26 protein-coding genes are annotated in these 23,299 nt (G+C 65.1%); 16 read left to right on the forward strand and 10 right to left on the reverse strand.

From position 1 onward, the window contains the following. Positions 1 to 4: 4 nt before the first annotated feature. Both M1247_RS23065 and M1247_RS23070 read right to left on the reverse strand, forming a co-directional pair. Positions 5 to 1,180 (reverse strand): acyl-CoA dehydrogenase family protein, encoded by a 1,176-nt coding sequence (locus tag M1247_RS23065; protein ID WP_317158712.1) that lies wholly within the window; start codon positions 1,178 to 1,180, stop codon positions 5 to 7. Next, the gene (locus M1247_RS23070; RefSeq protein WP_317158713.1) at positions 1,181 to 2,185 is read right to left on the reverse strand and encodes an acyl-CoA dehydrogenase family protein; all 1,005 of its coding nucleotides are present in this window, start codon (positions 2,183 to 2,185) and stop codon (positions 1,181 to 1,183) included. It abuts the gene before it with no gap. 278 nt (positions 2,186 to 2,463) lie between these two features. Here M1247_RS23070 and M1247_RS23075 point away from each other — a divergent pair, with 278 nt between their 5' ends. Genes M1247_RS23075 through M1247_RS23090 form a run of 4 tightly spaced genes read left to right on the forward strand, consistent with a single transcriptional unit; the run spans position 2,464 to position 6,101 of the window. Beyond that, positions 2,464 to 3,573, forward strand: a complete 1,110-nt coding sequence (locus M1247_RS23075; protein ID WP_317158714.1) for an amidohydrolase family protein — start codon at positions 2,464 to 2,466, stop codon at positions 3,571 to 3,573. A 19-nt stretch (positions 3,574 to 3,592) separates the two neighbouring features. Next, a complete protein-coding gene (locus M1247_RS23080) occupies positions 3,593 to 4,735 on the forward strand; it encodes an amidohydrolase family protein (RefSeq protein ID WP_317158715.1) in 1,143 nt (380 codons plus the stop codon). Next, entirely contained in the window at positions 4,735 to 5,163 is a 429-nt protein-coding gene (locus M1247_RS23085; RefSeq protein WP_317158716.1) for a Rieske (2Fe-2S) protein, read from the forward strand. Before M1247_RS23080 ends, M1247_RS23085 begins: the two co-directional genes overlap by 1 nt. Beyond that, complete coding sequence (locus tag M1247_RS23090; RefSeq protein WP_317158717.1) at positions 5,160 to 6,101, forward strand: alpha/beta fold hydrolase; 942 nt, start codon at positions 5,160 to 5,162, stop codon at positions 6,099 to 6,101. Before M1247_RS23085 ends, M1247_RS23090 begins: the two co-directional genes overlap by 4 nt. Before the next feature lie 20 nt (positions 6,102 to 6,121). Here M1247_RS23090 and M1247_RS23095 read toward each other — a convergent pair whose 3' ends face one another. Beyond that, entirely contained in the window at positions 6,122 to 6,595 is a 474-nt protein-coding gene (locus tag M1247_RS23095) for a hypothetical protein (protein WP_317158718.1), read from the reverse strand. A 33-nt stretch (positions 6,596 to 6,628) separates the two neighbouring features. Here M1247_RS23095 and M1247_RS23100 point away from each other — a divergent pair, with 33 nt between their 5' ends. The 8 genes from M1247_RS23100 to M1247_RS23135 all read left to right on the forward strand — a co-directional run bounded on the left by M1247_RS23100 (position 6,629) and on the right by M1247_RS23135 (position 13,932). Then, positions 6,629 to 7,912, forward strand: coding sequence for an NADH-ubiquinone oxidoreductase-F iron-sulfur binding region domain-containing protein (locus M1247_RS23100; protein ID WP_317158719.1), 1,284 nt, complete (start codon positions 6,629 to 6,631; stop codon positions 7,910 to 7,912). Next, positions 7,909 to 8,136, forward strand: a complete 228-nt coding sequence (locus M1247_RS23105; protein WP_317158720.1) for a ferredoxin — start codon at positions 7,909 to 7,911, stop codon at positions 8,134 to 8,136. Before M1247_RS23100 ends, M1247_RS23105 begins: the two co-directional genes overlap by 4 nt. Before the next feature lie 68 nt (positions 8,137 to 8,204). After that, positions 8,205 to 9,860 (forward strand): thiolase C-terminal domain-containing protein, encoded by a 1,656-nt coding sequence (locus M1247_RS23110; protein ID WP_317158721.1) that lies wholly within the window; start codon positions 8,205 to 8,207, stop codon positions 9,858 to 9,860. A gap of 6 nt (positions 9,861 to 9,866) precedes the next feature. After that, a complete protein-coding gene (locus tag M1247_RS23115; RefSeq protein WP_317158722.1) occupies positions 9,867 to 10,739 on the forward strand; it encodes an alpha/beta fold hydrolase in 873 nt (290 codons plus the stop codon). Next, positions 10,739 to 11,569, forward strand: coding sequence for an NAD(P)-dependent oxidoreductase (locus M1247_RS23120; RefSeq protein WP_317158723.1), 831 nt, complete (start codon positions 10,739 to 10,741; stop codon positions 11,567 to 11,569). Before M1247_RS23115 ends, M1247_RS23120 begins: the two co-directional genes overlap by 1 nt. After that, on the forward strand, positions 11,569 to 12,375 hold the full coding sequence (locus tag M1247_RS23125; RefSeq protein ID WP_317158724.1) for an NAD(P)-dependent oxidoreductase: 807 nt from the start codon (positions 11,569 to 11,571) through the stop codon (positions 12,373 to 12,375). Before M1247_RS23120 ends, M1247_RS23125 begins: the two co-directional genes overlap by 1 nt. A 125-nt stretch (positions 12,376 to 12,500) precedes the next feature. Continuing rightward, the gene (locus M1247_RS23130) at positions 12,501 to 13,703 is read left to right on the forward strand and encodes a cytochrome P450 (protein ID WP_317158725.1); all 1,203 of its coding nucleotides are present in this window, start codon (positions 12,501 to 12,503) and stop codon (positions 13,701 to 13,703) included. Between the two features lie 28 nt (positions 13,704 to 13,731). Continuing rightward, a complete protein-coding gene (locus M1247_RS23135) occupies positions 13,732 to 13,932 on the forward strand; it encodes a ferredoxin (RefSeq protein WP_317158726.1) in 201 nt (66 codons plus the stop codon). 93 nt (positions 13,933 to 14,025) lie between these two features. On the opposite strand, the gene M1247_RS23140 is transcribed toward M1247_RS23135, so the two are convergent. The 4 genes from M1247_RS23140 to M1247_RS23155 are packed head-to-tail and all read right to left on the reverse strand — an operon-like array spanning position 14,026 to position 16,740. Continuing rightward, positions 14,026 to 14,946, reverse strand: a complete 921-nt coding sequence (locus tag M1247_RS23140; RefSeq protein ID WP_317158727.1) for an LLM class F420-dependent oxidoreductase — start codon at positions 14,944 to 14,946, stop codon at positions 14,026 to 14,028. A gap of 4 nt (positions 14,947 to 14,950) precedes the next feature. Further along, a complete protein-coding gene (locus M1247_RS23145; RefSeq protein ID WP_317158728.1) occupies positions 14,951 to 15,250 on the reverse strand; it encodes a DUF1330 domain-containing protein in 300 nt (99 codons plus the stop codon). 15 nt (positions 15,251 to 15,265) lie between these two features. Beyond that, positions 15,266 to 15,460, reverse strand: coding sequence for a ferredoxin (locus M1247_RS23150; RefSeq protein ID WP_317158729.1), 195 nt, complete (start codon positions 15,458 to 15,460; stop codon positions 15,266 to 15,268). After that, the gene (locus tag M1247_RS23155; protein WP_317158730.1) at positions 15,460 to 16,740 is read right to left on the reverse strand and encodes a cytochrome P450; all 1,281 of its coding nucleotides are present in this window, start codon (positions 16,738 to 16,740) and stop codon (positions 15,460 to 15,462) included. The genes M1247_RS23150 and M1247_RS23155 overlap by 1 nt, the downstream gene beginning before the upstream one ends. Positions 16,741 to 16,929: 189 nt before the next feature. Here M1247_RS23155 and M1247_RS23160 point away from each other — a divergent pair, with 189 nt between their 5' ends. The 4 genes from M1247_RS23160 to M1247_RS23175 are packed head-to-tail and all read left to right on the forward strand — an operon-like array spanning position 16,930 to position 20,898. Next, positions 16,930 to 17,586 carry a TetR/AcrR family transcriptional regulator gene (locus M1247_RS23160; RefSeq protein WP_317158731.1) on the forward strand — a complete coding sequence of 219 codons (657 nt, stop codon included), beginning with the start codon at positions 16,930 to 16,932 and terminating at the stop codon, positions 17,584 to 17,586. A gap of 17 nt (positions 17,587 to 17,603) precedes the next feature. Then, positions 17,604 to 18,905: an acyl-CoA dehydrogenase family protein gene (locus tag M1247_RS23165; RefSeq protein ID WP_317158732.1), complete on the forward strand. Its 1,302-nt coding sequence runs from the start codon at positions 17,604 to 17,606 to the stop codon at positions 18,903 to 18,905. Between the two features lie 32 nt (positions 18,906 to 18,937). Further along, positions 18,938 to 19,921, forward strand: a complete 984-nt coding sequence (locus M1247_RS23170; protein ID WP_317158866.1) for a phosphotransferase family protein — start codon at positions 18,938 to 18,940, stop codon at positions 19,919 to 19,921. Next, positions 19,918 to 20,898, forward strand: coding sequence for an NADPH:quinone oxidoreductase family protein (locus M1247_RS23175; protein WP_317158733.1), 981 nt, complete (start codon positions 19,918 to 19,920; stop codon positions 20,896 to 20,898). The genes M1247_RS23170 and M1247_RS23175 overlap by 4 nt, the downstream gene beginning before the upstream one ends. On the opposite strand, the gene M1247_RS23180 is transcribed toward M1247_RS23175, so the two are convergent. The 3 genes from M1247_RS23180 to M1247_RS23190 form a co-directional block, all read right to left on the reverse strand. Continuing rightward, positions 20,895 to 21,251 (reverse strand): limonene-1,2-epoxide hydrolase family protein, encoded by a 357-nt coding sequence (locus tag M1247_RS23180; RefSeq protein ID WP_317158734.1) that lies wholly within the window; start codon positions 21,249 to 21,251, stop codon positions 20,895 to 20,897. The genes M1247_RS23175 and M1247_RS23180 overlap by 4 nt on opposite strands. A 61-nt stretch (positions 21,252 to 21,312) precedes the next feature. Beyond that, positions 21,313 to 22,521, reverse strand: a complete 1,209-nt coding sequence (locus M1247_RS23185) for a cytochrome P450 (protein WP_317158735.1) — start codon at positions 22,519 to 22,521, stop codon at positions 21,313 to 21,315. Positions 22,522 to 22,544: 23 nt separating this feature from the next. Continuing rightward, complete coding sequence (locus tag M1247_RS23190; RefSeq protein ID WP_317158736.1) at positions 22,545 to 23,297, reverse strand: SDR family oxidoreductase; 753 nt, start codon at positions 23,295 to 23,297, stop codon at positions 22,545 to 22,547. Positions 23,298 to 23,299: the final 2 nt, after the last annotated feature.

Consider the following 23,299-nt stretch of genomic DNA (forward strand, 5'->3'; position numbering starts at 1 on the left):
AAACTCAGCGGCGGGGCAAGCTCAGGACCTGGGTGGCGATGATGTTGCGCTGGATCTCGGAGGTGCCGCCCGCGATGGTGCCGCCGAAGCTCCTGGCGTAACGCTCGAACCAGCTTGAGAAGTAGTGGTCGAGGTTCATGTGTGCGTAGGGGCCGGTGGTCGACGGATGCACCAACCCGTCCGGGCCTGCCGCGGTCAGCGCGTTCTCGAACGCGTTGCGCTCGGCCTCGGAACCGAACAGTTTGAGCACCGACACCGAGGCGGTGTCCGCCTCACCGCGCGACGCCCTGGCCAACGCCGCCGAGCCCATCGCACGCAGCGCCTGATAATCCATGACGGTCGTGGCGTATTGGTCACGTTCGAGCTCGGTGCGTGGGTGGAAATCGGCCAGCATGTTGTCGATGCGGTCGGCGAAGCCGAGCCACATCATGGTTCGCTCGTGCCCGAGCGAGCCGTTGGCCACGCCCCAACCGCCGTTCAGGGGCCCGACGAGGTTCTCGACAGGCACCCGCGCATCGGTGAAGAAGACCTCGTTGAAGTCGAGATTCTCCTCGCCCGTCATGTCGGCGAACGGCCGGCACACCACACCGGCGGTGTCGGTCGGGATGATCAGCACGCTGATTCCCTTGTGCTTGGGCGCATCTGGATCGGTGCGCACGAACGTCAGCAGGAAGTCGGCGTCATGGGCGCCCGAGGTCCACACCTTCTGGCCGTTGACCACGAAATGGTCGCCGTCCGGAACAGCGCGGGTGCGCAACGAGGCCAGATCGGAGCCCGCGCTGGGCTCGCTCATACCCAGTGATGCGGTCCGCTCACCGCGCAGTACCGGGACGGCCCAGCGCTGCTTCTGTTCCTCGGTGCCGAACGTCAGTAGCGACGCCGCAATGATGTTGACGCCCTGTGGGTTGAAGCTGTGATAGATCCGGCGACGGCACAGTTCGTCGAGGTGGACGAAGGTCTGCACCACCGTCGCATTGCGCCCACCGAACTCCGGCGGTTGAGCCGGCAGCAGCCAACCGTTGTCGAACAGGAGTCGCTGCCAGTCGCGCGCCCACTGCGGCATGTGCGACACCGACCGGGGGCGCTCCAGCGTCTGCGCCTCCGACGGCAGGTTGGCGTCGAGGAACGCGGAGAACTCGGCGCGGAATTCTTCGACGTCGGCATCGAATGTCAGCTGCATTTACAGTCCCCTGTACGTCATGCGGTATTCGGCGGCGATCAGCGCCCGGTGCTCGGCGGCGCCACCCAACAGCAGCTCTCCGGCCTTGGCCCGCTTCAATGCGAACTGCACGTCGTTCTCCCACGTGAAGCCCATCGCACCGAACAGTTGCAGGCCGTGACGGAACACCACGGCCTGGCATTCGCCCGCTGCGGCTTTCGCCATCGCCGCGGCCAGTCGCCGGCGCGGGTCGTCGGCGGCGATCGTCAGCGCGGCGAAGTAGGACAGCGCGCGGGCGCGTTCGATCGCGATGTGCATGTCGACGGCCTTGTGCTGGACCGCCTGAAAGGACCCGATCGGCACACCGAACTGTTGACGCTGCTTGATGTGGTCGAGCGCGAGGTCGAGCACCCGCTGGCAGGCGCCGACGGTCGTCACGGCGATCCCCGTCAAGGCCAGGTGATGAGCCTTCTCCGTGTCCGTGTGCACCCGCTCGGTATCGGCGAGCTGAACCCCGTCGAAGGCCACCTCCGCCACGTGCAGCACAGGGTCGAAGACCTGGGTGCGACGAATGATGGCGCTGCCCGCATCGACCAGGAACACGCCGGCATCGGTGACGACGGCAAGTGTCTCGGCACGGTCGCCGTCGAGCACATGGTGCGCCGTTCCGGACAGCACCCATCCGGTGGCGTCCCTGTGCGCGCTCACCCCACCGTAGACAGCGGTGCCGGCCCGGGTGGGATCGAAACGCTCCCCGGCCAGCGGTGCGAACTGCGTCATCGTCGCCAGATAAGGAGTGAGGTCGGTGGCCCGGCCGAGTTCCTCCAACACGATCGCCAATTCCACCGCATTGTCCGGATCGGTCAGTTCAGTCCAACCCTGGTCGATGTAGCTCGTCCACAGCGGTGCCGGATCGGCATCCTGTTCAGCCACTTCACGGACCAGCGTCGCCGGGCACTGCTTGGCCACCGCGTCGCGCACGGTTTCCTGCCACAGTCGCTGATCTGCATCAAATTCGAGTAGCACCCGCCGCCTCCTGATGCGCTGTCACGTCTCGACGAGAATAGCATTCTCGTGAATCGATCGGACATTCTCCTCTATCAAGTATCCGTTCTCCCGATCCGGGCGCTGTGCAAGTGACCAGCAGCGGTGCCCACCTGCGGTGAAGCATACGTCCATGCCGAGAACAATGTTCTTGCGAATGAAGAATTAGGATCTACACTGAGGGTGGAGTCCGGTGTCGCTGGCACACCGTCAACGAAGCGTGCCCATCACGTTTTCCGGACGAGCATCGGAGGACAGCCTTGGCTCTAGCGCACCCCGACGGAACGCACACCCCCGTCATCGACGCGAGCGTGCACATCTTCGCCGGATCGAACAAGGATCTGCGGCAGAATTTTCTGCGGGAACCGTTCGCGAGCCGCGGCTTTCCCGACTATGAGATGGATTGGTACGGCGCACCCGGCGGCGAATACCTCAAGGGCGCAAGGGGTCCCGACCGTCAGTACCCCGGATCCGACCCGAGCCTGGTCGCCGAGGAGTTGTTCGAGCGGCGGGGGGTGGATATCGCGGTGCTTCATCCGATGACGCGCGGCATCATGCCGGACCGGCACCTGGGCACCGCGATCGCGGCCGCGCACAACGAGATGATGGTGACCCGCTGGCTGGACGGCGAGTTCGGCGCCCGTTTCCGGGGCACCATCCGGGTCGATCCCGATGACGTCGCGGGTGCGCTGCGCGAAATCCAGAAGTACAAAGACCATCCCGGCGTGGTGCAAATCGGCGTTCCGCTGCAGTCGCGGGAGCTCTACGGCAAGCCCCAGTTCTGGCCGTTGTGGGATGCCGCAGCGGAGGCGAATCTGCCGGTGGCAGTTCACATCGAGGTGGGAGCGGGTATCGCGTTCCCCCCTACGCCATCGGGAAAAACCCGCACCTATGAGCAGTACCTGTCCTTCATGTCGCTGAATTACCTGTACCACCTGATGAACATGATCGCCGAGGGCGTGTTCGAGCGGACGCCGACGCTGAAGTTCGTGTGGGCCGACGGCGCCGCGGACATGCTGACGCCGTTCATCTGGCGGATGGACTGCTTCGGGCGGCCCCATCTCGAGCAGACCCCGTGGGCGCCGAAGATGCCCAGCGACTACCTACCCGGCCACGTCTACTTCGTCCAGGGCAGCCTGGACGGACCTGGCGACACCGACTTCGCGGGCGAATGGGCTTCCTTCACCGGTAAGGAGGACATGGTGATGTTCGGATCGAGTTACCCGCACTGGGACGCGAATCAGCTGACCGTTCCGTCGACGTATTCGACGGAGCAGCGCGACAAACTCTGCTGGCGCAACGCTGCCGAGTTGTACGGCATCGACGTACCGGCGATTCCAGCCACAACGTCCACCATCGCGGCACAGTAGAGGTAGTCGAGGAGGCCACATGACCACCACCGCCAATCCACGAGTACCGGCCGCCGAGCGCATCGCGGTTCGCTGTGTCGATTCTGACGTCCATCCCATGCCACGCCGCGGCGAACTCGTCGAGTACATCCCCGAACCGTGGCGCAGCAAGTACTTCCTCAACCACAAGGTGGGCGAGCAGATCTACTACGACGCACCCGACTATGCGCACTCCTACGCCATGCGCGTCGACGCCTTCCCACCCGACGGTGAATTCGCCTGCAGTGACCCCGATATGGCGCTACGGCAGCTCGTCATGGAAGCCGGCTCAGACATTGCCATCCTGGAGCCGACGCACACCGAATCCAGACTGGCCGAGGCCACCTCGGCGTACTGCACCGCGACCAACTCGTGGCTGGCCGATCACTGGCTGGACAGCCACAACAACTGGCACGAGCGGTGGCGCGGATCCATCTGCGTGGCGATCGAGGACCAGCCCGGCGCGATCGCCGAGATCGAGAAGTGGGCTGAACATCCCTTCATGTCGCAGATCCTGATCAAGGCCGAACCGCGTCCGTCCTGGGGTGATCCGGTCTACGACAAGGTGTGGGCCACTGCCACCAAGTACGACATACCGGTGAGCTGTCACCTTTCACGCGGCGTGTACGAGACCCTGCCGATTCCGCCGGTGGGACTGCCCAGCTACAACCACGACTTCATGGTGACCTATTCACTGCTGGCCGCCAATCAGGTGATGAGCCTGATCTTCGACGGCACCTTCGACCGCCACCCCACGTTGCGGATCATCTTCATCGAGCATGCGTTCACCTGGATCCTGCCGCTGATGTGGCGGATGGACGCCATCTACGAGAAGCGTAGGTCCTGGATGGACATCAAGCGCAAGCCGAGCGAATACGTCAAGGAGCACATCAAATTCAGTACCCAACCGCTGGATTATCCGGAGGACAAGACCGAGCTCACCCGGGCATTCGAGTGGATGGAGTGCGAAAAGATCCTGCTCTACAGCAGCGATTACCCGCACTGGACGTTCGACGATCCACGCTGGCTGGTCAAGCACCTGCCCGAACACGCACGCGAGGCCATCATGTTCCGCAACGGAATCGAGACCTACAAACTGCCCGAGACCGTTCCGGTCCTCGAGGGTCAGGTGCGGGTGTTCTAGTGGGAGCGGACCGCAGCAGTGAAACGCCCCCGAACAGTACAGAGCGCGAAACGCGCCCCCGGCTCGCACAGGGACGTGAGCACATCGTCGCCACTGTCGACGAAATCCCGCCGGGGACACACAAACTGGTACCGATCGGAAGGCACGGTGTGGGTGTGTACAACGTGAACGGCACGTTCTATGCCATCGCGAATTACTGCCCCCACGAGGGCGGACCGCTGTGTGCCGGCCGTGCGCGCGGCCGCACGGTGGTCGACGAGAACTCTCCCGGCGACGCGGTGATGGTGCGGGATCTGGAGTTCATCTACTGCCCCTGGCACCAATGGGGTTTCGAGCTGGCCACCGGCACTACTGCGGTCAAACCGGAGTGGAGCATCCGCACCTATCCGGTGCGGGTTGTCGGCGACGATGTATTGGTGATGGCATGAGCGAAGCTTGCGAGGGAATCGTGGGCCCGACCACCGTCGACCAGATCCTCGGTACGCCCGAACTCAAACCCGGCGAGCAGGTCATCACGATCAACGGCGGCAACGTCGTCTACGAAATCCTCGGTGAAACAGGCGATTACATCGCCCTGACACCGGGCGGGCGGTTCAGCAAGGACATTCCCGGGCTGCGGCCGCTGGCCGAGGCCCTGGTCGAGGGCGGATATCGGGTGCTGCTCTGGGACCGGCCCAACTGTGGCCGCTCCGACGTGCAATTCTACGGCCAGAGCGAATCCCACATGCGCGCCGAGACGCTGTACAAGCTGATCACCGCGCTCGACATCGGCCCCTGCATCATCGCCGGCGGTTCCGGTGGTGCCAGGGATTCGATGCTGACCACCATGCTCTACCCCGAGATCGTCACGAAGCTCGTGGTGTGGAACATCGTCGGCGGTGTCTACGGCTCGTTTGTGCTGGGCTCCTACTACATTGTGCCGAGCATTCTCGCCGTACGAGGTGCAGGCATGAAAGCAGTTGCCCGCATTGATGAGTGGAAGACGCTGAGTGTAGACAACCCGGCGAACCGGGACCGCATCCTCGCGCTGGATTCCGACGGATTCCTCAAGCTGATGTTGCGCTGGCTCAACGCCTTCGTGCCGAAGCCGGGACAGACCATCCCCGGCGTCGAGGACGAGATGTTCGACAACATCACGGTACCGACGCTGATCATCCGCGGCGGGGAGAACGACCTGGACCATCCCAAGCGCACCTCTCTTGAGGTGAGCTGCCTGATCAAGGGCTCGACCCTGATCGACCCACCGTGGCCCGAGGACGCCTGGGAGCGCGCCGGGGAGGACCGCGCGTCAGGGAAGGCCAAGCAGTTCAACATGTTCGACACCTGGGTTCAGGCGGCACCGGCGATTCTCGGATTTCTCCGATGAGCGCTTGCGCGATGAGCCGCTCACACCGCTCGAATGTGCACCTCGCAGTTGAGCGAAGCCTCCAATGCGGTGTGGATGCGGCTTTCCGGGACGCGTACGAGGTCGGCCCTGCGCAAGGTCACCCAGACCACGTCCCAGCCTTCGGGGTCAGCGGTCCTGGTGACATCGCCGGTCAGGCCGAACCCGGCCAGCACGCCCTGCGCGTCGTCGTCGGTGCCGCGGCTGACGTAGGTCACCACCCCAGCGGTGGGCGCTGTGCCGAAGGCTTTGGCACACAGGTCGATCGCCAATCGCTGCACCGCCTGCGGGTCGTCGCCTGCGATCAGGATCTCGACTTCACGCCGATGCGCGGGCAGGCCGGCGAGCTGGTTGTCCAACAGCTCGCCACCACATCCGAGCACCAATTCGCGGAGCGTTGTCATGCCGTCGGTTAGGCGGTCGGGCCCGAGTTCACCGACCGGGTCGACGCCGACGCGCACCACAGCAGTTCTCATGCCGGTAAGCCTATCCGGGGACGGGATGCGACGATGAACTCCGATCTCACCGTCGCGGTCTGGCCCGGACTCACACCCCGACTGCTGCGCGCCGCGCCGGAATCGTTGGCCGCCTATGTCGACGACGGCGGCTATGCGGCCCTTGATGATCCGGACCGACTGCTCGCAGAGGTCGAGGCCAGCGGTCTGCTCGGTCGCGGTGGCGCGGCGTTCCCGCTTGCGGTCAAGCTGCGCACCGTGCATGACAACGGCAGAACCGCGGGTGGCACCGTGGTCATCGCCAACGGTGAAGAAGGCGAGCCCGCCTCGATCAAAGACCGCTGGCTGCTGCGGAACCGCCCGCACGCGATCCTCGACGGGTTGCGATTGGCCGCGGCGATCGTCGGTGCCCGACGCGTCTACGTCTACGTCTCCGATCCGCAGGCGGCACAGCGTATTGACGGCGCACTCGACGAGTGCGATGCCGAACTGGGTGCCCTGACCATCGAATTGGTCACGGTCACACCGGGGTACGTCGCGGGTGAAGAGAGTGCGGCGGTCCAGGTGATCAACGGTGGTCCGGCCAAGCCCACTGACAAACCGCCGCGACCGTTCGAAGCGGGTGTGGGCGGCCGCCCCACCCTGGTGAGCAACGTGGAGACGTTGGCGCAGCTGGCCTACCTGCATCAGCACGGTGCTGAGCAGTTCCGAACGGTGGGCACCGACAGTTCACCCGGGACGTTCCTGGCGACCATCACCGGCGCAGGTCGCCCCCCGGCCCTCTATGAGCTCCCGCACGGCCTCGCTGTCACCGATCTGTTGACAGTCCACGGGGTGGCCGCAGAGCAGGTCACCGGCGCGCTGATGGGCGGCTACTTCGCAGGCTTGCTCAACCGGGACTTCCTCGGTGCCACTCTGGATCACGAGACAGTGCGTGGCCTGGGGTGCGGACTGGGTTGCGGTGCCATCGGCATCCTGACCGACGACTGCCCCGTGGCGGTCGCGGCGTCGGTGTTGGAGTACTTCGACCGGGAGAACGCAGGCCAGTGCGGGTCCTGCTTCAACGGCACGGCCGCAATGGCGGCGGTGGCCTCGGCGCTGCGCGACGGTGCCGCCACCGAGGACGACCTCGCCCGATTACGACGCTGGTCGGTGGTGCTGCGCGGACGAGGGGCCTGCGCCACCCTCGACGGAGCGGCCAACGTCGCCGCCAGCCTGTTGGCCCAGTTCCCGGACCATGTCGCACGTCATCTCGAAAATAACTGCCAGACATGCCGTTCCGGCCTGTTCAGCGCGGCACGACCGTACGAGGTGGAATCCGGGGTGGTAACGGTATGAGGGTCAAGCTGGATCGCACGATGTGCGACGGCTTCGGGATGTGCGCCAAGCACGCACCGGAGTACTTTCCGCTCGACGACTGGGGGTATGCGTCGTTGCAGGGCAACGGCACCGTGCCGGCAGCCGACGAGGATGCAGTCAGGCGTGCTCTTTTGGACTGTCCGGTGCACGCCATCATCGAATTGCCCGAGCAACGTGGCCAAGCGGGCAGTGTCGCGGGCTAGATCGCCCGTCCGCGCAACTGATAACGTGATTCTCCAAGACGAATAATCCCCTTACCAGCGGAGTCGAGTTGTCACAGATACCTGGCCGGCCGCTTCCGGCGGTCACCGCGTTGAACGAGTACTTCTGGACAGCGGGGGCCGACGGTGTACTGCGACTCCAGGAATGCCGGGACTGCAGCGCACTGATTCATCCGCCCCAGCCCGTCTGCCGGTACTGCCGCGGCCACAATCTGGGCGTACGTGACGTTTCCGGCCGCGGGTCGCTCGCCGGGTACACCGTCAACCACCGGTTCGGCTTCCCCGACCTGCCGCCACCGTATGTGGTGGCCGAGGTGGCCATCGCCGAGGATCCGCGAGTCCGGTTGACCACCAACATCGTCGAGTGTGATCCCGACACGCTGGCGCTCGGCCAGCCGGTGGAGGTCGATTTCCTTCACCTAGAGGATGTCTGGCTGCCGGTGTTCAAATGCTCGGACGATCCGTCGCCTGTCCCGCAGCCTGTCGACGAGATCGCACTCGAGGACATCGGCAAGTACGTCCGGCCGATGCTGACCAAGGACAAATTCGAGGACCACTCGGCGATCACCGGCATCGGGATGTCGACGATCGGCCGGCGCCTGATGGTGCCGCCGCTGTCGCTGACGATCGAAGCCGCGGAGAAGGCCGTCGCCGACGCCGGGCTGACCTTCGCAGACATCGACGGGTTGTCCACCTACCCCGGTCTCGACATCGCGGGCATGGGCGAGGGCGGCGTGACCGCATTGGAAGGCGCCCTCGGCCTGCGGCCGACGTGGATCAACGGCGGCATGGACACCTTCGGCCCCGGTGGCTCGGTGATCGCGGCGATGATGGCCGTCGCCACGGGTATGGCACGCCACGTGCTCTGCTTCCGCACCCTGTGGGAGGCGACGTTCGGCCAGCTGGTGAAGGAGGGCAAGGCGGTTCCGCCCATGGGTGGCCGCACCAACAGCTGGCAGCAACCGTTCGGCGCCACCTCCGCCGCCCACACGCTGGCGCAGAACGCCGGGCGGCACTTCAACCGTTACGGCACCACTCGCGAAACCCTGGGCTGGATCGCGCTGAATCAACGGGCCAACGCCGCGTTGAACCCCACCGCGATCTACCGCGCCCCTATGACCATGGACGACTATCTCGGGGCACGGATGATCACCACCCCGTTCGGGCTGTACGACTGCGATGTACCGTGCGACGGCGCGGTGGCCGTCATCGTCTCGGCCGTCGACGCGGCCCGGGATCTGGCCAAACCGCCCATCCGCTTCGAGGCGGTGGGCACTCAGATCATCGAACGGCTCGACTGGGATCAGACCACCCTGACCCATGAGCCGCAGGTGCTCGGCCAGAGCGCCCACCTGTGGTCACGAACCGCGTTGCGCCCCAGTGATGTCGACGTGGCTGAACTCTACGACGGCTTCACCTTCAACTGCCTGTCCTGGCTCGAAGGGTTGGGCTTCTGCGGCATCGGCGAGGCCAAGGACTTCCTCGACGGCGGTCACAACATCGCCCGCGACGGCATCATCCCGCTCAATACCCACGGCGGGCAGCTCTCGCACGGCCGCACCCACGGTATGGGCCTGATCCATGAAGCCGTCACCCAGCTGCGCGGCGAGGCGGGCGAGCGCCAGGTCGCCAATGCGACCGTCGCCGTGGCGAGTTCGGGTGGGCTGACGCCCAGCGGGGTGCTACTGCTGCGGACGGACGACTGAGCCGCAATGAGCAAGGTCGAACCGCACCCGAGGATCGTCATGGTCGATGGCGTCCCCATGTCCGCGCTGGTTGCCGAGGCCGCCGATCCGCGTGCCGTCATTGTCGCGCTGCACGGCGGAGCGACCACGTCGGCGTACTTCGACTGCCCCGGCCACCCGGAACTGTCCCTGATGCGTATCGGCGTGGCCAAGGGGTTCACGGTGATCGCACTCGACCGGCCCGGATACGGCGCGTCCGCCCCGTATCCGGACGCGATGGCCCACCCCGATCAACGGGTCGCACTGGCCTTCGGTGCGCTCGCGCGGATCGCCGGGCCGTGCGTGCCATTCGTCCTGGGCCATTCGATGGGCTGCGAACTGGCGGTGCGGATGGCGGCCTCGTCCGAAATCGGCGTGCTGGGCATCTCCCTGGCCGGCACCGGTCGCCGGTACCGCGCCGAGGCCGGTGAGATCCTCAAGAACGCCACCATCGACCGTCGCCCGCGCGGGCTGCGAGAGTTGTTGTGGGAGCCGGCCCGGTTGTATCCCGACGATGTACTCGGCACCGGATTGTCTTCGGCAGGCACCTCCTACGAAGGCGATGTCGTCAAAACCTGGTCGTCTCACGACTTTCCGGAGTTGGCGGCACAAGTCAGGGTCCCGGTGCAGTTCACCGCGGGGGACCACGAAAGTGTGTGGGAATCCGATGCGGACGCGCTGGCCGGTATCGCCGCGTTGTTCAGTTCGGCACCCCAGGTAGACGTCGGTGAGTTACCCGAAAGTGGGCACAACCTCAGCGTGGGACTGACCGCTGCCGCATATCACCTCAGAGTGTTGTCGTTTGTCGAAGAGTGCGTGGCCGCTCGTGCGGCCACCAACATGGAAGTGGAGGCGGGTTGATGCGCGTCGGATTTATCGGGTTGGGCAGCCAGGGCGCGCCCATGGCCCGGCGGATTGTCGAGGGCGGCTACGAGACCACGCTGTGGGCACGCAGGCCGGCCTCGGTCGAACCGTTCTCGGATACCGCGGCGAAAGTGGCCGACTCCCCCGCCGCGTTGGCCGCCGCCAGCGACCTGGTGTGCCTGTGCGTGGTGGGCGATGACGATGTCAGGCAGGTGCTGGGCGGCGAGACCGGTGTGCTCGCCGGACTGGCACCAGGGGGCATCATCGCCATCCACAGCACCGTGCATCCCGACACGTGCCGTGAGCTCGCCGAGACCGCGGCCGCCGCAGGCGTCACGGTCATCGACGCCCCGGTGAGCGGTGGCGAGCCCGCGGCCAAGGCAGGCACATTGCTGGTGATGGCCGGCGGGGACGACGAGGTCATCGAGCGGGTCCGGCCGGTGTTCGCCACCTACGCCGACCCGATCGTGCACCTAGGCGGGGTCGGCAGCGGTCAGGTCGCCAAGATACTGAACAACCTGCTGTTCAGCGCCAATCTCGGCGCCGCCATGAGTACGCTCGAACTCGGTGAGGCACTGGGGGTTCCACGTGAGCGCCTGTGCGAGGTGGTCACCCGCGGGTCGGCCACCAGCAAGGCGCTCAGCAGTATCTCCATGTTCAGCGGCACGCTGGACAATCTCGCGCCGATCGCCGGGGCGCTGCTGCAGAAGGACTGTCGCCACGCGGCCAGCCTGGCCGACACCGCCGATGTTCCTGAGGGCGCGGTGTCCCGTTCTGTTTTTCAAGCCGCAGATGCCGCTCTGACCCTGATGAACCACGCCCGCTGATGCGGGTCGGTGTCATCGGTGCAGGCCGGATGGGCGCGCCGATGGTGCGTCGCCTGGTCGCCGCCGGACATGAAGTCCTGGTGCTCGGCCGGACCGTCGAAAAGCGGGACGCAATAGCACAATTGGGCGCACGCCCGGTGGCGGACACCGTCGACGCCGTCCGTGACGCCGAGGTGGTGATCGTCTGCGTGTTCACCGACGAGCAGGTCCGCGAACTGTGCGTGGACGGGCTCCTCGCCGCGATGCCGACGGACTCGGTTCTGGTGCTGCACACCACCGGTAGTCCCCGAACCGCCACGGCCGTCGCGGCGCTCGCGGCCGAACGCGGCGTTTCGGTACTCGACGCCCCCCTCAGCGGTGGCCCGCACGATATCGCTGCGGGAACGGTCACGGTCTTCGTCGGCGGATCCGATGACGCGGTGGCGCGGGCGGGTCCGGCGCTGGCAAGTTACGCCGACCCGGTGTTGCATGTCGGCCCCCTCGGCGCGGGGCAGCGGGTGAAGCTGATCAACAACACACTGTTCGCCGCGCAGATCGGTCTGGTGGCCGAAGGCGTGCGCCTCGGCGGCCGACTCGGAGTCGACGAGGCCACGCTGCTGTCAGCGCTCACCCACGGCAGCGCAGGCAGTCGGGCACTGAGCCTGATCGCCGCCACCGGTTCCGCCGATGCGTTCATCGCCAGGGTCGGTGAATTCGTCGGAAAGGATGTGGCCGTGGTCCGCAGCACCGCGGGTGACCTCGGCAGCGATCTTGGCCTGTTGGAAGCCGTGGTCGACGCAGGCCTGAAACCCACTCGCGGCGACTGATTCCCCTATGGTTGCCACTTTCCACCCGCGCCTAAAACCGATACTGTTACCGTTACAGTTCAGCAGTTTCACGTAACGCTTCGTGTAGCGCTTCCGGCGTCAGCCCCGCCGTGGAGGAGGAGCCAATGACCAAGCCCAAGGTGATCTTCGATCCGTTTTCCGAGGACTACTTCGACAACCCCTTCGACATTTACCGGCAGATGCGCGTAGACGCGCCGTTGTATTACTGCGAGGAGCAGGACTTCTTCGCCCTCACACGGCATGCCGACGTTGCGGCCGCCCTGAAGGACCACGAGGCGTTCTCGTCATCCCGCGGGTGCGATCTGGCGATGGTGCAGGGCGACGAGCCGCCCCAGAAGTCGATCATCTTCATGGACCCACCGGACCACAGGCACATGCGCAGCCTGCTCAACAAGGCGTTCACGCCCAGAGCGGTGCAATCCCAGCGGGACACCATCATCGAACAGATCGATTACTTCCTCGGGCAGATCGACTCCGATGAGTTCGACATCGTGCAGGACTTTTCCGGGCCGTTCCCGGTCGAGGTCATCACCCGGATGGCCGGAGTCGAGCCGGACTACCGCCAGATGGTGCGGCACTGGATCGACACCAGCCTTTCCCGCGAACCCGGGCAGGCCGGCACCTCTGATGCGGGGATGCAGGCCAATATCGACACCGGGATCTACTACTACTCGCTGGTGCAGAAGCGTCGCGAGAACCCACAGGACGACATGATCAGCCGGCTCATCGCCGCCGAGATCCCCGGTGAGGACGGTCAGCTGCGCCGCCTCGACGATATCGAGATCACCGGCTTCGCCACGCTGCTCGGCGGGGCCGGCGCCGAGACCGTCACCAAGCTCGTCGGCACGGCGATGGTGCTGTTCGCCCGAAATCCCGAACAGTGGCAGAAGTTGCTCGATGACCGTGACAAAGTCCCCGCCGCCGTCGAGGAACTGCTGCGTTACGAGGGCCCGGTGCAGTACAACGTGCGCTATACGCTCAAGGAAGCTCATGTGCCCAGCGGCACCATCCCGGCAGGCAAGCCGGTGTTCCTGCTCAGCGCCGCCGCCAACCGGGATCCCGAAGCATTCACCGACGCAGACTCTTTCGACATCGACCGAGACCGCACCGAGGCGCAGAACCTCGGGCTGGGCTATGGCATCCACAGTTGCCTCGGCGCCGCACTGGCCCGCATGGAGAGCACGATCGCTTTGGAGAAACTGCTCGATTTCATGCCGCGGTACGAGGTGAAGTGGGATGGCCTGCAGCGGGTGCACATGCAGAATGTGGCGGGATATTCCCATGTGCCGGTGAAGGTGATGCGCTGATGAACGCTTGCGCGAAGAAGAGACAACAGTGACCAGGAAGATTCGCGTCGACTTCGGCCTGTGTGAAAGCAACGGCGTGTGCATGGGCATCATCCCCGAGGTTTTCGACCTCGATGATCAGGACTACCTGCATGTCCTGACCGAAGAGGTGACCCCGGACAACGAGGCCCAGATCCTCGAAGCTGTCCGGCAGTGCCCGCGGCAGGCAATCGCGATCTCCGACGAGTAGCCCGGCGGATCTTCTTCCGCGAGATCAACGAACGGGTCGCTGTTACCGCGGCAGATCGACCAATTCGTTGATCTCGGTGCGGCAGCGGCGCGTTCAGGCCGCGGCGATCACCGATTTACCGAAGCTGTCAATCGCTTCGAGGGCGCGGGCCAGACTGTCGCCGGGCAACGCCACGTGCAGCCAGGTCACTCCGAGTGCGGCCAGCTTCTCGACGCCGGCAAGGTATGCGTCGGCATTGAAGTCGTCGTCGCCGGGATTGCCGCCCTCGAAATTGGTGAACACGATGTCGATGCCGCCCGGATCGCGACCGGCCGCGGTCAACCGTGCCCGCAGGTCCTCGATACCAGCGGTCACCGCCTCCATCGAGTCCAGCGCCGCGGTGCCTGCCGTCTGGGCCAGGCCCGGCGGCGCGGCGAACGGGCACCATCCGTCACCGTGCCTGACCACCCGCGCCCGGGCCGCAGCGGTGTTGCCACCGATCCAGATCGGCGGATGTGGTCGGCTCACCGGTCGCGGATGCGCGGTGATGCCGCGGGCGCTGAAATGCTTGCCCTCGAACGTCACATCGTCGGTCGTCCAGATGGCCCTGATCACCTCAAGGGCTTCGTCGAACAGTTCGGTGCGTTCGTCGTACGCCACGCCCAGAGCCGCGAATTCCCGTTTGAGGTAACCGACTCCGACCGCGAGCGTGAACCGTCCACCCGACAGCAGGTCCAGGGTGGCACCCGATTTGGCCACCACGAACGGGTTACGGTACGGCAGCACCACGATATTGGGCACGAGCCGCAGTGTGGTGGTGCCCGCAGCGGCGAAAGCCATTGCCACGAAGGGATCCACCGCGTCATGCCCACCTGCATCGAGCCACCGCTGCGAGGGCGCGGGGTGATCGGTGAAGCCGAAGCCGTGGAAACCCGCCGCTTCAGCAGCAGCCGCAACCGCGGTCACCCCGTTGCCGCTCACCAGATCCGGATGGTACGGATGGCTGTGCATGGGGTGGGTGATGCTGAAGCGCACGGGCTCAGGTGGGGAAGCCGGAAAGGATGACGGCATTACAGTCTGCCGCCCCTTGGCGCACCTTGGCAGCCGCTTGATACGCCTCGGAGTGATACCAGTCGCGAGCGGCTTCGACCGACTCGAACTCGAGTACCACGGTCTGGCTGCCATGCCAGGTTCCCTCGATCACCTCGGGCTTCTGGTCCACTGCCACGATCGTGGCACCCGCCATCGCCTGCTTCGCCAGCTTTCCGTACTCGGCCATACCGGCCGGGTCCTTGATGTCCTCGGTCAGGATGACATATCCCTTGGCGCCTTGAGTCACTACGAATCTCCGTCTCTAATCGTCAATTTCACTGATCGCACGTTCCGGGCAGTTCTCGACGGCCTCGCGCGCGGCTTGTTCGAGCTCGGCAGCCACCGGATCGGGATCAGCGACCGACCAACCGTCATCTGACATCGTGAACACCTCGGGGCACAGCGTCAGGCACATGCCGTGGCCGGCGCAGCGGTCCTCATCGACAGCAACTCTCATCAGGTGTCGAACTCCAGATGCAACTCGGTCAACCCGCGCAGGATGAAGGTCGGGATGTAGGTGTAGCGCCGGTCGCCGGCCGAACCGTGCCTGTCCTCGGAGATCCGGATGTCTTTGGTTCGGTCGAGTAGACGCTCGAGCCCGACCCGGGTTTCCGCGCGTGCGAGCGGCGCACCGGGGCAACTGTGGATGCCGCGGCCGAATGCGAGGTGCTGGCGGGCATTCTTGCGCGCCGGGTCGAAGGTGTCGGGGTCGACGAATCGGCGCGGGTCGCGGTTGGCCGCCCCGTTGAGCACCATCAGCGTGGTGCCCGCGCTCAGTTCGGACTCACCGACGGTGACCGGACAGCGCGACAGCCGGAAGTCACCCTTGACGGGACTTTCGATACGCAGCGCTTCTTCGATGAAATTCGGGATGAGACTGCGGTCTTCGCGCAAGCGCCGCTGGATGTCAGGACGTTCCCCGAGCACCTTCAGTGCGGTGCTCAACAGTCGCACCGTGGTTTCCTGGCCCGCCGAGAAGACGTTGGTCGCCACGCGGGCCACGTCGCCGACGTCGGGGATGCTGCCGTCGGGGAAGGTGGCCTCGGCCAGCCCGGTGAGGACGTCGTCGCGTGGGTTGGCGCGGCGATCCGACACGTAGTCGGAGAACTGGCCGTAGAGGAACTCCAGCGGGCTGTGGGACAGCGATTCCTTGCTGGTGCTGCCGACGCCGCCACCTGAATTCTGTTTGATGCCGTTGACGAAAGCTTCGCGGTCATCGGCCGGGATACCGAGCAGATCGGCGATGACCAACAGTGTGAACGGGCTCGCGAAGCCCTTGATGAAATCGCCTGACCCCGAGGCAAGGTAGTCGTCGAGCACCTCGTCGGCGAGCTGCCACATGGCATCCTCGTTCTCCTTGAGGCGCTTCGGGGTGATCAGCCGCATGAGCAGTGAGCGGTGGTCGGTATGAGTCGGCGGGTCAAGGGTGGGCAGTTGGTCGCTGAACGGCAGCTCGTCGCGGTGCTTTTCGATGAGCGCGGTGACCTCTTCGGTACTGCGTCCCTGCAGCGGGACGGGAAACCCGGGGAACGGGCCGGTCACCGAGATGCACGACGAGAACGCCTGCTCGTCGTTGTAGACCTGCACGGCTTCATCCCAACCGGTCACCATCGTCACGCCGTACTGGTCCTCGCGGGTCACCGGACACTTGTCGCGCAGCGCCTGGAAGAACGGGTACGGATCGTCGACCAAGCGTTCATCGCGGAAGAAATCGATACCGGTTGGATCGATCGCCATTGTGCAGCTCCCCGTTCGATACAGGACCGTATGAGAATGTGCCTCTCATCTGTGAACATTACATTTCCATAGTGGCGCTGACGCGTCAATGTCGGATCCCCTGGTGAGGGTCCACACGTTCGACAGAAATCCTTAGTTAGACATGCGTCGACTATTTCTATCATCCAACAGCGCTGCTACTGTGCGAATATGCCCAAGCCAGCGGCGGCGAACAGTGCTGACAGTGGTCAGCGTCGTGCGTCTTACCAACGGGCTGGATCCCACGAGACCAAACGCGGACTGATACAGGCCGCGATGGCGTTGTGGCGGACCAATGGCTACGCCCGGACGACCGTCGCCGATATCTGCCGGGCCGCAGGCGTATCGCGTGCGCTGTTCTACTTCCATTTCCCCGCCAAGGAAGATGTGCTGTTCGAGGTGGGTGTGCTGTCCACCCGATCCGCCCAGAAGCGCGTGCAAACACTGCTCAAGACGGACTATGAACTGATGTCGGTGATAGCCGAGGCCCTGGCCAGCCTGGAACGGTCGATGGCACGCAACCCACCCGAGTTGGTCATCGAGACCATCCTGGAGGGCTACCGGCACGAGCACCGCATCCTGGCGGGCGAGGTGTCGGAGGAAGCGGCGGACGCAGACATGTTCGGCGAGCTGTTCGGCCGCGCGCAGGCCGACGGCAAGATCGCCGCCCACGTCGACGTCGACCGCCTGTCCCGTCTCGCGCAGATTCTGGTCAGCGAGGGAGTGCGGCACTGGGCAGGCGGCAGCTACGGCATGCGGTCGTTCACCGATGTGGTGACCCGCGACATCGCCGCTCTCGTCGCCGGCTTCAACACCATCACCGAATAGATCGCAAGGAGCTCACGATGGCATGGGATTTCGAGACCGACCCCGAATATCAGAAGGTGCTGGATTGGGCCGACGAGTTCGTGCGCGAGCAGGTCGAACCGCTCGATCTGGTGTGGCCACATCTGCAGTACACGCAGTTGGAGGGCAAGCGCCGTGAGGCGATCGACCCACTCAAAGCCGAAGTCAAGAAGAAGGGGCTGTGGGCCACCCACCTCGGACCCGAACTCGGCGGACAAGGCTACGGCCAGCTCAAACTCGCATTGCTCAACGAGATCCTGGGTCGTTCACAATGGGCGCCGATCGTATTCGGTTGTCAGGCACCCGACACCGGTAACGCGGAGATCATCGCGCACTACGGCACCGACGCGCAGAAGGAGCAATACCTGCGCCCGCTGCTCGACGGTGAGTTGTTCTCCTGTTACTCGATGACCGAGCCGCACGCTGGCGCGGACCCGACGCTGTTCACCACCAGCGCGGTGCGGGACGGGGACGACTGGGTCATCAATGGCTGGAAGTTCTTCTCCTCCAATGCCGCAACATCGTCATTCCTGATCGTCATGGTGGTGACGAATCCCGAGGTGAGCGCCTACCGGGGCATGTCGATGTTCCTGGTCCCCACCGACACGCCAGGGGTGAAGATCGTCCGTAACGTCGGGTTGTACGGCGAGCGCGACAACGAGGGTTCGCATGCGCTGATCCACTACGACAACGTCCGGGTACCGGCCGAGGCCCTCCTGGGCGGTGAAGGGCAGGCGTTCGTCATCGCCCAGACCCGATTGGGCGGCGGCCGCATCCATCACGCCATGCGGACTATCGGCCTGGCCCGCAAAGCGATCGACATGATGTGCGAACGGGCGCTGAGCCGCCAGACCCAGGGCAGCCGGCTGTCCGACAAACAGTTCGTACAGGGCTACATCGCCGACTCGTATGCACAGCTGCTGCAGTTCCGGCTGATGGTGCTCTACACCGCGTGGGAGATAGACAAGTACAACGACTACAAGCGGGTTCGCAAGGACATCGCCTCGGTGAAAGTGGTGATGCCAACCGTACTGCACGATATCGCCTGGCGGGCAATGCAAGTGCACGGCGCCCTCGGTGTCACCAACGAGATGCCGTTCTTGGGGATGGTCACCGGCGCAGCAGTGATGGGATTGGCGGACGGCCCCACCGAGGTGCACAAGACAACGGTGGCCCGTCAGGTGCTGCGCGACTACCAGCCCACCGAGGACACCTGGCCCACGGAGTGGCTCCCGCGCAAGCGGCAGGCGGCAAGGGCCAAGTTCGCCGAATACCTCGAGGCCGAGGTGGGCAATCTGTGACCGAGATCGATGTCGACCGCCTTGCCGATTGGATGGACGGTGCGGCACTGCCGGGGAAGGGTGAGCCGCTGCGGGCCCGCTTCCTGTCCGGCGGCACCCAGAACGTGATCTACGAACTCAGCCGCGGCGAGCACCAGTGCGTCATCCGCATGCCACCGCCGGGTGCACCGGCCGACCGGGACAAGGGCATCCTGCGCGAATGGCGCATCATCGAAGCCCTCGACGGCTCCGACGTCCCGCACACCGAAGCGATCGGCGTATGCGCCGATCCCGATGTGCTCGGTCGACCATTCTACCTCATGGGGTTCATCGACGGCTGGTCCCCGATGGATCAGCACGGCAAGTGGCCCGAACCCTTCAACAGCAACCTCGATACCCGGCCCGGACTGAGTTACCAACTGGCCGAGGGCATCGCACTGCTGTCCAAGGTCGACTGGCAGGCTCGGGGACTGCAGGACCTCGGGCGACCCGACGGCTTTCACGAGCGCCAGGTCGACCGTTGGATCGGCTTCCTCGAACGCATCAAGAAGCGCGAACTGCCCGGGCTCGACGTGGCCACCGACTGGCTCCGCGCGCACAAACCGCTCGACTTCATTCCCGGGCTGATGCACGGCGACTATCAGTTCGCCAACGTCATGTATCGGCACGGCGCCCCAGCCGAGCTGGCGGCCATCGTCGACTGGGAGATGGGCACCGTCGGCGACCCGAAGCTCGACCTGGCGTGGATGGTGCAATCGTGGCCCACCAGCGACACGGGCGACTCCGCAATGGACTATGTCGACATGCGCGGAATGCCGTCCCGCGATCAGGTGGTCGCGCACTACGCCGCAGTATCGGGCCGGCAGGTCGACGATCTGGACTACTACCTGGTGCTGGCGAAGTGGAAGCTCGCGATCGTGTTGGAGCAGGGTTTCCAACGTGCCGGCGAAGACGAGAAGCTGCTGGCCTTCGGTCCGGTGGTGACGGACCTGATGGCTTCGGCCGCCGAACTCGCCTCCTCGACCGACTACCGGTGAGAGCCGCGGTCTGCAGTCGGTACGGAGCACCGGAAGTGCTCCGGGTCGAAGAGCTCCCCTCCCCCGCGCCGGGCGCCGGTCAGGTGCAGGTCCGGGTCCGCGCGGCGGCGGTCAACTTTCCCGATGTTCTGCTGGTCGCGGACAAGTACCAGATCAGCGTGCCGGTGCCGTTCGTCCCCGGCAGTGAATTCGCCGGCGTGATCACCGAACTGTCCGGTGATACCCGTGGTTTCGCGGTCGGCGAGCGGGTGACGGGGACGGGGATGTACGGGGCATTCGCCGACGTTGTCTGCGTTGACGTCGACGCGCTGGCCCGGATCCCCGACGGAGTGGACGATCGCACGGCGGCGGCGTTCGGGGTGGCCCACCGCACCGCCTATCACACGCTGCGTTCAGTGGCCCGGGTCCAGCCCGATGATCAGGTGATCGTGCTGGGTGCAGGCGGAGGTGTGGGCCTGGCCGCCATACAGCTCGCGACGGCGCTGGGCGCACGCGTCACCGCAGTGGCCTCATCAGCGGAGAAGCTCGCTGCAGCAGCTGATTACGGCGCCACCTCGCTGGTCAACCACACTCAGGGCGAGCTGCGCGCAGCCCTGCGCCAAGCGCTGCCCGACGGAGCCCACGCGGTCATCGATCCGGTCGGCGGAGATTTGTCGGAGCCTGCACTGCGATCGCTGCGCCGCGGCGGCCGCTTCGTCACCCTCGGTTATGCCTCGGGCATCATTCCCCGTATCCCGTTGAACCTGGTTCTGGTGAAAGGGATTCAGGTGATGGGATTCCAGTTCCAGGACATTGCGCCCGACGAGTTCACCCGTAACGAAGCAGAACTGACGGCTTTGATCACCTCCGGCGCCGTCGTGCCGCACATCGGGGCCGTTTACGGCCTGGCCGACGCCGCCGCGGCATTGCGGCAGGTGGCCGACGGGCGCGCGGTCGGCAAGGTCGTCATCGACCTCGCCCTACCGGAGCCTGCCTAGGCATCCTTCGGCGGATAGAAGTATTCGCGCCAGGCGGCGATCTTGCCGTCTTTCACCTCGTAAGCGCCCATGACCGGCCAGCTCATCTGTTTTCCGTCCACGATCCAGTGATCGCGGCGCTCCATCAACACGACATCGCCGTCGACCGCGATGTAGCAGATTTCGAGGTCGACACACTTGCCGCCGGCGAAGAACACCTTCATCATCTCGTGGATCGCCTCGCGCCCAGCCAGCTTCGGCCAATCGGGCCCGATGTCGAACGTGGCGTTGTCGGCGAAGTGACTCATGATTTCGTCGACGTCGTTGGTACCCCATGCGGCGATCTCGGCGCGCACGATTTCCTCAGCGGTCATGGTTTTCCCATCGGCGGATTGTGACAACATTGACGATCCTCTCGAATTATGTGATTACTGCTCAAGGAACGACCAGGGGCAGCTGCTCCCAGCCCCGGACAGTGGATGTGGGAGACAGACTCGCGGCCTCGAGGTCGACTTCCCACTCCGGGAAACGCGTCAGCAGTTCGTCGAGCGCGACTCGGCCCTCCAGTCGGGTCAGCGCCGCGCCGAGGCAGAAGTGTGCACCCATCCCGAAGGTCAGCGGCGAGGAAACCTTGCGGTGGATGTCGAAGCGGTCCGGGTCGGGATAGACCCGGTCGTCCCGATTTGCCGCGCCCGCCACGAAAAGCATTGCGCTCCCGGCCGGAACGGTCCGGTCATAAAACTCCGCGTCCGCCGCAACGTAGCGACCGATGTGCGGAGCCGGCGTCTCATACCGGAGGATCTCCTCGATCGCGTTGCCGAGCAACGAGCGGTCTGCGACGAGTTCGCGACGCTGGTCGGGATGTTCGGCGAGCACCTTGGCCGTCCAACCGATCAGCCGAGTGGTGGTCTCGTTGCCCGCGCCAGCGACGACCTGGACGTAGGCAAGGATCTCGTCGCGGGTCAATCGTCGCAAGGTCGCGGTCTCGTCGACGAACTCCAGATGCAACAACTCGCTCATGATGTCGTCGGACGGATTGTCCACCCGCCAGTCGAGATACTCGGCGAACACTCCGCCACGAACGAGCGTGTCCTGCTTGAACTTCATGGCCTTTCCGGGGGCCACCCGCAAGTTTGCGTCACTGCGGTCGCGAATCTGCTCCTGGTCCGCTTCGGGAATTCCGAGCAACATGCCGATGACCCGCATCGGCATCTGGGCGGCGAACTCAGCGATGAGGTCGAATCGGTTCGACCCCACCAGCGGATCCAGACAGGCCGCAGTGAATGCCCGGATCTTGGGCTCCAGCGATGCCACCGTCTTCGGTGTGAACATCTTGGAGACCAGCTTGCGATGGATGGTGTGGGTCGGCGCATCTTCGTAAATGACCAACCCGGGCGGCATCTCGATGCCCGATTTGATCAGTTCGAGGATGTTGCCCCGACCCGACTTGAACGTGTCGCGATCGGAGAGGCCCTTCGCCACGTCTGCGTGACGGCTCACCGCGTAGAAGTCGTGCCGCTCGTTGTAGTACAGCGGCGCCTCTTCCCGCAGCCTGCGAAACGTCGGATACGGATCGAGGTTGATGTCGAGGTCGTACGGGTCGTAGTACACGTCGTTTGCGGACGCTACCTGCTGTGTGGACACTTGGCCGTTCCCTTCTTCGTCGGTCACGCCCCCATACCGCCGTCCACGGCGATCGCCTGCCCGGTGAGAAAACCCGGCGCGTCATCGCACAGCCACAATGCGATGTCGGCGATCTCGGCGGCCTCGGCGAGGCGGCCGACCGGGGTGGCCGCGAGCAGGCTTTCGATCACTTCGGGTGACATCGACTGGCGAAACATCGGGGTGTCGACGGTGCCCGGGCAGATTGCGTTGACGCGCAGGCCTTGGCTCGCGTATTCGCGCGCGGCGACTCTGGTGAGGCCGACGACACCGTGTTTGGCGGCGGTGTAGGCAGGCACGGTGGGCGCGGCCCGCAGCCCTGCCACCGACGCGCAGTTGACGATCGCGCCGCCACCGGCGGCGATGATCGCAGGGATCTGATATCGCATGCACGACCACGTCCCGGTGAGATCGACGGCGATCACCCGGTTCCAGTTCTCCATGGTGCACTCGGCCGTCGGTTTGCCGTGCTCGCCGTCGATACCCGCGGAGTTGAACGCCGCATCGAGGCGACCGTAGGTCGCCACGGTGCCGGCGACCGCGTCGGCGACGCTCGCATCATCGGTGACATCGCAGCGCACGAAACTGCATGTGCCCCAGGGACTGAGTTCCGCCTCCACCTTGGCGCCGGCTTCTTCGTCGATATCGGCCAGTGCCACCGTGTAACCACGACGCGCAAATGCCTCCGCGGCTGCCCGCCCGATACCTGAACCCGCACCGGTGACGAAAACGACCTTCGGGTGTTGTGTTGTGGGCACTG

This window comes from Mycobacterium appelbergii, from assembly GCF_032883035.1.
In the GTDB taxonomy this organism is placed as follows: domain Bacteria; phylum Actinomycetota; class Actinomycetes; order Mycobacteriales; family Mycobacteriaceae; genus Mycobacterium; species Mycobacterium appelbergii.

Excerpts from the sequence above, each read along its gene's own strand:
- M1247_RS23065 (WP_317158712.1), bottom strand. The coding sequence starts at position 1,180 with ATGCAGCTGACATTCGATGCCGACGTCGAAGAATTCCGCGCCGAGTTC.
- M1247_RS23080 (WP_317158715.1), top strand. The coding sequence starts at position 3,593 with ATGACCACCACCGCCAATCCACGAGTACCGGCCGCCGAGCGCATCGCG.
- M1247_RS23090 (WP_317158717.1), top strand. The coding sequence starts at position 5,160 with ATGAGCGAAGCTTGCGAGGGAATCGTGGGCCCGACCACCGTCGACCAG.
- M1247_RS23095 (WP_317158718.1), bottom strand. The coding sequence starts at position 6,595 with ATGAGAACTGCTGTGGTGCGCGTCGGCGTCGACCCGGTCGGTGAACTC.
- M1247_RS23100 (WP_317158719.1), top strand. The coding sequence starts at position 6,629 with ATGAACTCCGATCTCACCGTCGCGGTCTGGCCCGGACTCACACCCCGA.
- M1247_RS23105 (WP_317158720.1), top strand. The coding sequence starts at position 7,909 with ATGAGGGTCAAGCTGGATCGCACGATGTGCGACGGCTTCGGGATGTGC.
- M1247_RS23115 (WP_317158722.1), top strand. The coding sequence starts at position 9,867 with ATGAGCAAGGTCGAACCGCACCCGAGGATCGTCATGGTCGATGGCGTC.
- M1247_RS23120 (WP_317158723.1), top strand. The coding sequence starts at position 10,739 with ATGCGCGTCGGATTTATCGGGTTGGGCAGCCAGGGCGCGCCCATGGCC.
- M1247_RS23125 (WP_317158724.1), top strand. The coding sequence starts at position 11,569 with ATGCGGGTCGGTGTCATCGGTGCAGGCCGGATGGGCGCGCCGATGGTG.
- M1247_RS23130 (WP_317158725.1), top strand. The coding sequence starts at position 12,501 with ATGACCAAGCCCAAGGTGATCTTCGATCCGTTTTCCGAGGACTACTTC.
- M1247_RS23150 (WP_317158729.1), bottom strand. The coding sequence starts at position 15,460 with ATGAGAGTTGCTGTCGATGAGGACCGCTGCGCCGGCCACGGCATGTGC.
- M1247_RS23155 (WP_317158730.1), bottom strand. The coding sequence starts at position 16,740 with ATGGCGATCGATCCAACCGGTATCGATTTCTTCCGCGATGAACGCTTG.
- M1247_RS23160 (WP_317158731.1), top strand. The coding sequence starts at position 16,930 with ATGCCCAAGCCAGCGGCGGCGAACAGTGCTGACAGTGGTCAGCGTCGT.
- M1247_RS23165 (WP_317158732.1), top strand. The coding sequence starts at position 17,604 with ATGGCATGGGATTTCGAGACCGACCCCGAATATCAGAAGGTGCTGGAT.
- M1247_RS23170 (WP_317158866.1), top strand. The coding sequence starts at position 18,938 with ATGGACGGTGCGGCACTGCCGGGGAAGGGTGAGCCGCTGCGGGCCCGC.
- M1247_RS23180 (WP_317158734.1), bottom strand. The coding sequence starts at position 21,251 with ATGACCGCTGAGGAAATCGTGCGCGCCGAGATCGCCGCATGGGGTACC.